5 protein-coding genes and 1 pseudogene are annotated in these 6,134 nt (G+C 63.6%); 3 read left to right on the top strand and 3 right to left on the bottom strand.

Going from position 1 to position 6,134, the window contains the following annotated elements; genetic code table 11:
* Positions 1 to 68 precede the first annotated feature (68 nt).
* Positions 69 to 842 carry an SDR family NAD(P)-dependent oxidoreductase gene (locus EN893_RS14695; RefSeq protein WP_127267689.1) on the top strand — a complete coding sequence of 258 codons (774 nt, stop codon included), beginning with the start codon at positions 69 to 71 and terminating at the stop codon, positions 840 to 842.
* Positions 843 to 1,048: 206 nt separating this feature from the next.
* Here EN893_RS14695 and EN893_RS14690 read toward each other — a convergent pair whose 3' ends face one another.
* The 3 genes from EN893_RS14690 to EN893_RS14680 form a co-directional block, all read right to left on the bottom strand.
* Positions 1,049 to 2,239 (bottom strand): ROK family transcriptional regulator, encoded by a 1,191-nt coding sequence (locus EN893_RS14690; protein WP_127272223.1) that lies wholly within the window; start codon positions 2,237 to 2,239, stop codon positions 1,049 to 1,051.
* Between the two features lie 179 nt (positions 2,240 to 2,418).
* Positions 2,419 to 3,441: an SIS domain-containing protein gene (locus EN893_RS14685; RefSeq protein WP_127269593.1), complete on the bottom strand. Its 1,023-nt coding sequence runs from the start codon at positions 3,439 to 3,441 to the stop codon at positions 2,419 to 2,421.
* Positions 3,442 to 4,365: a BadF/BadG/BcrA/BcrD ATPase family protein gene (locus tag EN893_RS14680; RefSeq protein WP_236382668.1), complete on the bottom strand. Its 924-nt coding sequence runs from the start codon at positions 4,363 to 4,365 to the stop codon at positions 3,442 to 3,444.
* Between the two features lie 216 nt (positions 4,366 to 4,581).
* On the opposite strand from EN893_RS14680, the gene EN893_RS14675 reads away from it, so the two are divergent.
* Together EN893_RS14675 and EN893_RS14670 are read left to right on the top strand one after the other, a co-directional pair.
* Positions 4,582 to 5,766 carry an extracellular solute-binding protein gene (locus EN893_RS14675; RefSeq protein ID WP_245465224.1) on the top strand — a complete coding sequence of 395 codons (1,185 nt, stop codon included), beginning with the start codon at positions 4,582 to 4,584 and terminating at the stop codon, positions 5,764 to 5,766.
* Position 5,767: 1 nt separating this feature from the next.
* A pseudogene (locus EN893_RS14670) lies at positions 5,768 to 6,134 on the top strand (sugar ABC transporter permease); the annotation flags it as partial.

Raw genomic sequence — 6,134 nt, 5'->3', positions numbered from 1 at the left:
ATCGCGCGCGAGGGAAAACTGATCGGCCCGAAAATTGGAACCATCGTCACCCGGGAAAGCTGAAGACCATGCCCCTCCTCGCAGACAAGACCGCCATCGTCACCGGAGGCAGTTCCGGCATCGGCCGCGCGATCGCGCTGAAATTCGCGGCCGAGGGCGCGAGCGTCGTCATCGCCGACACGGTCGAGCAGCCGATCGAAGGCGGTAAGAGCACCGTGGAGTTGATCCGCTCGGCCGGCGGAGGTGCTGTTTACATCCGGACCGACATCTCTGACTGGAGCGCCGTCGATGCGCTGGTCGATGCGACGGTCACGCAGTTCGGACGGCTCGACGTGATGGTCAACAACGCCGCGATTTACACCAGCACCAATCTGATCGACACCACGCCGGAACAATGGCAGCGCGTCATCGGCGTCAACCTGACCGGTTTCTTCTACTGCTCGAAACGGGCGGTGATGCAGATGCTCACCCAGGCGCCCGTCACCGATGTGCGCGGCCGCATCATCAACATCTCCTCGCAGCATGGTATCGTGGCCTGCCCGGGCGACTTCCCCTATTCTGTGAGCAAGGGAGGCATCGTGCAGATGACACGGCAGATCGCCGTCGACCACGCCGACGACCTGATCGTCTGCAACGCGATTGCGCCAGGCAAGATCGTCACCGGCAAGCCGGGTGTCGCCAACGAACCCGACGCGCTCGATTACTCGCGAAGGCGCACGCCATGGCCGCGGCTTGGACATCCGAGCGACGTGGCCGGAGCCGCCTTGTTTCTCGCCAGCGACATGGCAAGCTACGTTACAGGCATCAACCTGATGGTGGACGGCGGCTGGATGGCGGGCTGACCTAGTAAGACCTAAGGCCGACTGCCCGGAGACCGCGGGCAAGGGCTGCAGCAAGGGACGTTGGCCGACGAACAGGTCAAAACATTACGTGGGCACTTTTTCGCCCCCAGAGTCGAGACACGCGCTCTGCAACGGTAGTAGTCGCAGTCGCAAACAGTTCTCCAGAAGCGATCTGGTCACGCGGTATCTTCCAAATCAGACCACTACTAGCGCTCCAGCTCTGACAATGGCGGCAGCACGACAGCCGGATGGCGGCCTTCGCGCAGCATCAGCCCGAGACTGTAGTCGACGGCTAGCTTCATGGCGCCGAGCGCCGTGCCGCCGTCTTCAAGCGAACTGACGGCGATCCGTGTCGGCCACGCAAGTTCTGCTGCGACGCGTTCGACATTTTCTGTCATCAGCGGGTTTCTGCCGACACCGCCGCCAAGCACGATCAGGCCGGGGTCGAGCATGCCGATGCAGCCGGCCGCCAGCCTGCCGATATCGGCTGCATGACGCGCGACTGCCGCTACCGCCGACGCTGAGCCCTCCAGAGCACGCGCGAACAGATCCTTGGCCGAGTCGGGCGGCGCGCCTTCCCCAGCGGGCCAGTCGACACGACAGCGCTCGATCAGCGCCCGCGAGCCGAGATAATGTTCGAGCCCTTCACGATAGGGCGTCTCGCTGGCCGACCACGGAAACGGCATGCGGCCGATTTCGCCGGCAGCACCGCCGGCTCCGCGAAACAAACGCCCTTCGGTGATGAGGCCGAGGCCGACCCGCACGCCAACCTGCAGAAAGGCGAAGGTCTGGTGGCCTTGCGCGGCGCCAAAGTGCATCTCGCCGATGGCCGCGCAATTGACGTTGTTTTCCAGGATGATCGGCACTTTGACACTGCGCCGCAGCAGGCCAAGCACGGCGGACGGCCCGCCGGGCCGGTCAAAACGATCGTTGGAGACGATGCGCGGCACCGCCACCGCAATGGCACGCAGCGCGCGAAAACTCTTGGCCACCTTGGCCATTGTGGCACGCGCCACCGACAGCACGACAGCGCCGACCGCGTCGGCATCGCCGGCTATCGTTTCCGGGATCGGTTCTTCCGCCGACGCCAGCTTCTGCGCGTCCATCGAATAGGCGACGGCACGCACCTGGGCGGCGCCGACATCGATGCCGATCGCGTAGCCCGCGCCGGGACCGATGCCGTAGACCGTCGCCGTGCGGCCGATGGCGCCACGCTCCAGTCCGCGCGACGCCACAAGACCCAAGGCGCTCAGTTCCGACACCGCCGCCGACATGGTCGGTTTCGACAGGTCGAGCATGGCGCCGAGTTTCGGCCGGGTCACCGGCCCATGCGCGGCGAGCACACGAAGCACGGCGCGGGCGCTCTCGGTCAGATTGGGGATTTCCGCAGCCGCCATCTCAGCCGTTCGACCTTTTGCCCTGAAAATCCTATTGGCCGCGCGCAAAATCACCAGCACGACTCAAAGGCGCATGCATGTTCCCCTGAATGCCTCATTGCCGGGCAGTTTGGCAATTTCCGCAAGCAGGATCTCAAACCGAAGGTCGAACGCAGCGGAAAATGCGCGAACAGGACAGGCTACACCTCGGTCGGCGACCACGGCTTCAGCTTGGTGTCGGTCTGGCGGTAGCGGAACGTAATGTCGGCGAGGCCGGCGGCGTCCTGCATGTCGCCGACAATGAGCTGGATGGCGATGATCTCCAGTATGGCATCGGCCATGTCGTTGCCGAGTGCCGGGATGGAAATCACCACTAGCCTGTCGGCGGCAGCGACATCGACGCGCCGTGTCACCAGCACCGAGTGACAACCGAAGGCCGCAACATCCTGCGCGATCTTCACCTCGCGGCCATCACCGATGCAAATGAGTCCGGTCGCCGCATCTTGCGATTCCATCGGTCCGTGCAGGTAGTTCAGCGTATCCCATCCGGATGCCGGCACCCTCACCGCCTCGCGGATCAGCATCGCCGCCTCGCCGGCATTGGCGAAGCCGACGCCGGCGCCAACGATGTCGATGGATGTTCTGCCCTGCAGCAGCCGTGCCGCCTGCCCAGCAGCTTGCGTCGCGCCGGAAAGAACGGCGGCTGCGGCGGCAGGCAAACGCGCCCAATCGAAGCTGTTGCCGGCAAGCCTGCCGATCAGCATGCCAAGCGCCAGCAAGGTCCCGGTATAGCCGGTGGAGCTTGCGCCATTGTCGGCGCCAGAATCCGTGGCAAGCACAGCACCAGTCAGATCAGCCAGCGGATTGCCGCTGCCACGGCAGACCGCCAGGCGCGGCGCGCCCGACGCCTCGCGCATGACGTCGTAGATTTCGCGGCTCTGCCCGGAGGCCGACAGCGCGATGAACGCATCGGCGGCTGCATCCGTCCGGCCATAGAGATCGGTCGGCGTATAGGCAAAAGCCTTGATACCGGAGGCGCGCAGATAAAGCGCACCGGCCAGCGCTGCCTGATAGCTGGCGCCGATGCCGGCAAGCCCGATCGTCTTGCCGGCAAAAGCGCGGAGATCGAGGTCGTCAAGCGACGAGGCCACCGAACGCCGGCCGATTTCGAGACTTTCCGTCTGGCGCGCCACCGCCGGGCGATAGCCGATACGCTTCATCATTCAAACCGCTCCAATTCCCAAAGATTGGCCCTGACCGACCAGCAGTCGTCTCGCCAAGGCGACCGCACCCAGCACCGGCGGCTCGCGCAGCAGCAGCACCTGGCTCGACGGCGAGACCTTTGCCATGGCCTCGACGAATGCCGTCATCAACATCGGCTGCTCCGAGATGACCCCGCCGCCAGCCACGACAAGGGCGGGATTGGCGCCGCGTTCGATCAAGAGTGCGACCAATGCGGCCAACCCTGCCCCGCCTTCGCTGATAACACGGATAGCCAGAGCCGAGCGGGCGATCGCCGCGTCGAATACGGCATTGGCATAGCGGCCCCAGACCGCAGCACCACGCGTTTCGTTGAGCAGGATGCCAAGCTTGGTCTGGTCGTCTGTACCCAGTTCGCGCATCAGCCCGGCAATCAGCGGGTCACCATCCTGGCCCCGGTCGAGGCTGTGCCGGACTGCTTTCGCCGCCTCGCGCACCAATGCCGGCGCGCTGCCCTCGTCGCCAAGGATCCAGCCCCAGCCACCGGCTGCCAGCATCTTGCCATCGGCCGTGCGTGCCACCGCGATCGAGCCTGTGCCGGAGACGACGCCGATGCCGTCGATATAGCCAGCGGCAGGAACCATCAGCTCGGCATCGTTGACCACCTGCACCGCACCACCGGTCCTGCTTGCCAGCAGCGCCTGGAAGCGAAGGCATTGTTCACCCGTGTCGCAACCATGCGCGCCAACGGCCAGCACAGCGGGCGCGACCCCGCCGCACAATCCCGCGACGATCCCAGCCAGCGTCGTGGCATCGGTTTCCATCTGGCGGATGCGCCAGGTCTCCGTCACCAGCACCTCGTCGGCGATCGTACGCTCGCCCTGGCACGCCATGATCCGCGTCTTGGTGCCGCCGATATCCACGCCTGCAATGATTTTCTGGGTCACCGTTATCCACCGCACACGCCGGACGAAGCGGGTTGCCGCGTCCAGATCCTTATTAGTTAGGAAACTTTACAAACTATCTTTCCAGACGGCAAGAACTATGATTTGATAATGGTCGTAAAAAGCGCATCAAGCGCATTGGGAGATTGCAACATGAGCAGGAGAAAGATTGGTCTGGCCCTCGCGGCCGCGTCTTTCGCATGGGGACTCGCAGCCAGCGTGGCACATGCAACCGACATCTCGTTCTGGACCTGGCGCCAGGAAGACAAGGCTGCCTACAATGAACTTTTCGCGGATTTCGCCAAGGCCAACCCGGACATTCATGTGAAGTTCGAGTCGTTCCCGGATGAGAACTATCCGACGATTGTCTCGACGGCGCTGGCCGCCGGCAAGGGCGGCGACGTCATCCACACCCACGCCTATGGCTGGCTGGAGCAGTTCGTCAAGGCTGGCTATTTCGAGCCGCAGGATCTGACCACGGTGCCTTCACTCGCCAACCAGCCCGCCGATGCGCTGGTGGCCGGCACCTACCGCGCCGACAAGAAGGTCTATTCCCTGCCCTTCGCCTCGCAGACGCTCGGCCTGTTCATCAACAAGGACGTCTTCACCAAGGCCGGGCTGACGCCGCCGACCACATGGGATGAGTTCATAACCGTCAGCAAGGCGCTGAAGGACAAGGGTATTTACCCCCTGGCCAACGGCATGGGCACCAGCTGGTTCAACGAGATGTTCGTGGCCATCTTCACCAACCCGTTCCTCGGCCAGGACTTTGTCAGGGACCTGACGTCGGGCAAGACCACCTTCAAGGACCCGCGCTATGTTGCGGCGCTCGGCATGCTGCTCGAACTGCGCGACTACATGCCGCCCGGCTTCGAAGGCATCGACTACGACACCGCCGGCCAGCTGTTCATCAGCGGCAAGGCGGCGATGCTGGCCGGCGGCAGCTTCGATATCGCCAGCTACCGCACCCAGAACCCGGCCATCAACATGGACTTTGTCGCCCCGCCAATGGCCAAGGCCGGCGACACACCGCAGGTGACCAAGTTCTTCGATGGCGGCTATGCCGTCAACGCCAAGTCGGCCAACAAGGAGGCCGCGCTGAAGCTGGTCAACTGGATGGGCACCAAGGAGTTCGGCGACAAGTTCTCCGCTCTGCTCGGCAACATCTCGCCGATCAAGGGCGTCGTCATCAAGGACGAGCTTCTCGCCCATGTCGCCAAGTTGAACGAAACTGCCATGCCGCATATCAATGTCGTCTACTTCCGTTTCGAGAAGCCGACGGGATCGGAGCTGCTGCAGGGCGACATCACCAAGATGATGTCGGGTTCGATCACCCCGGACCAGCTCGCCGCCGACCTGACCAGCGGCCTCGCCAAATGGTACAAGCCTTTCCAGGGCAAGTGACATGAACATCGGCCGGCGCCACACCACAAAAGCCTTTCCGTGGCGCCGGTCACTCTGGATCGCGTCCCTGCTGACACCGGCCCTGGTGGTCATGGTGTTGTTCGTGCTCTGGCCGCTGCTGTCGGCCTTCCGCCTTGCCTTCTATGAGTTCAACGGCTTGCAGCCGACCGGATTCATCGGCTTTGAAAACTTCCGCAAGGTGCTGTTTGAACAGCCTTACAGCGACTGGACCTACAATGCGCTGAAGCACAACATCATCGCCTTCGTGGCGCTGATGGTGTTCGAGAACGGCACCGCCTTCCTGCTCGCCTACGCCTTGCTGAAGGCACTGCCCGGCCACCGCATCCACCAGGTCATCGTCTTTCTTC

The organism is Mesorhizobium sp. M7A.F.Ca.CA.004.04.2.1, from assembly GCF_004022825.1.
Classification (GTDB): Bacteria; Pseudomonadota; Alphaproteobacteria; order Rhizobiales; family Rhizobiaceae; genus Mesorhizobium.
The sequence above is the reverse complement of the archived record's forward strand: the minus strand, read 5'-3'. Positions and strand labels throughout refer to the sequence as shown.

Bases quoted from the DNA above. Each gene is read 5' to 3' on its own strand.
- EN893_RS14695 (WP_127267689.1), top strand. From the start codon at position 69: ATGCCCCTCCTCGCAGACAAGACCGCCATCGTCACCGGAGGCAGTTCC.
- EN893_RS14690 (WP_127272223.1), bottom strand. From the start codon at position 2,239: ATGGCGGCTGCGGAAATCCCCAATCTGACCGAGAGCGCCCGCGCCGTG.
- EN893_RS14685 (WP_127269593.1), bottom strand. From the start codon at position 3,441: ATGATGAAGCGTATCGGCTATCGCCCGGCGGTGGCGCGCCAGACGGAA.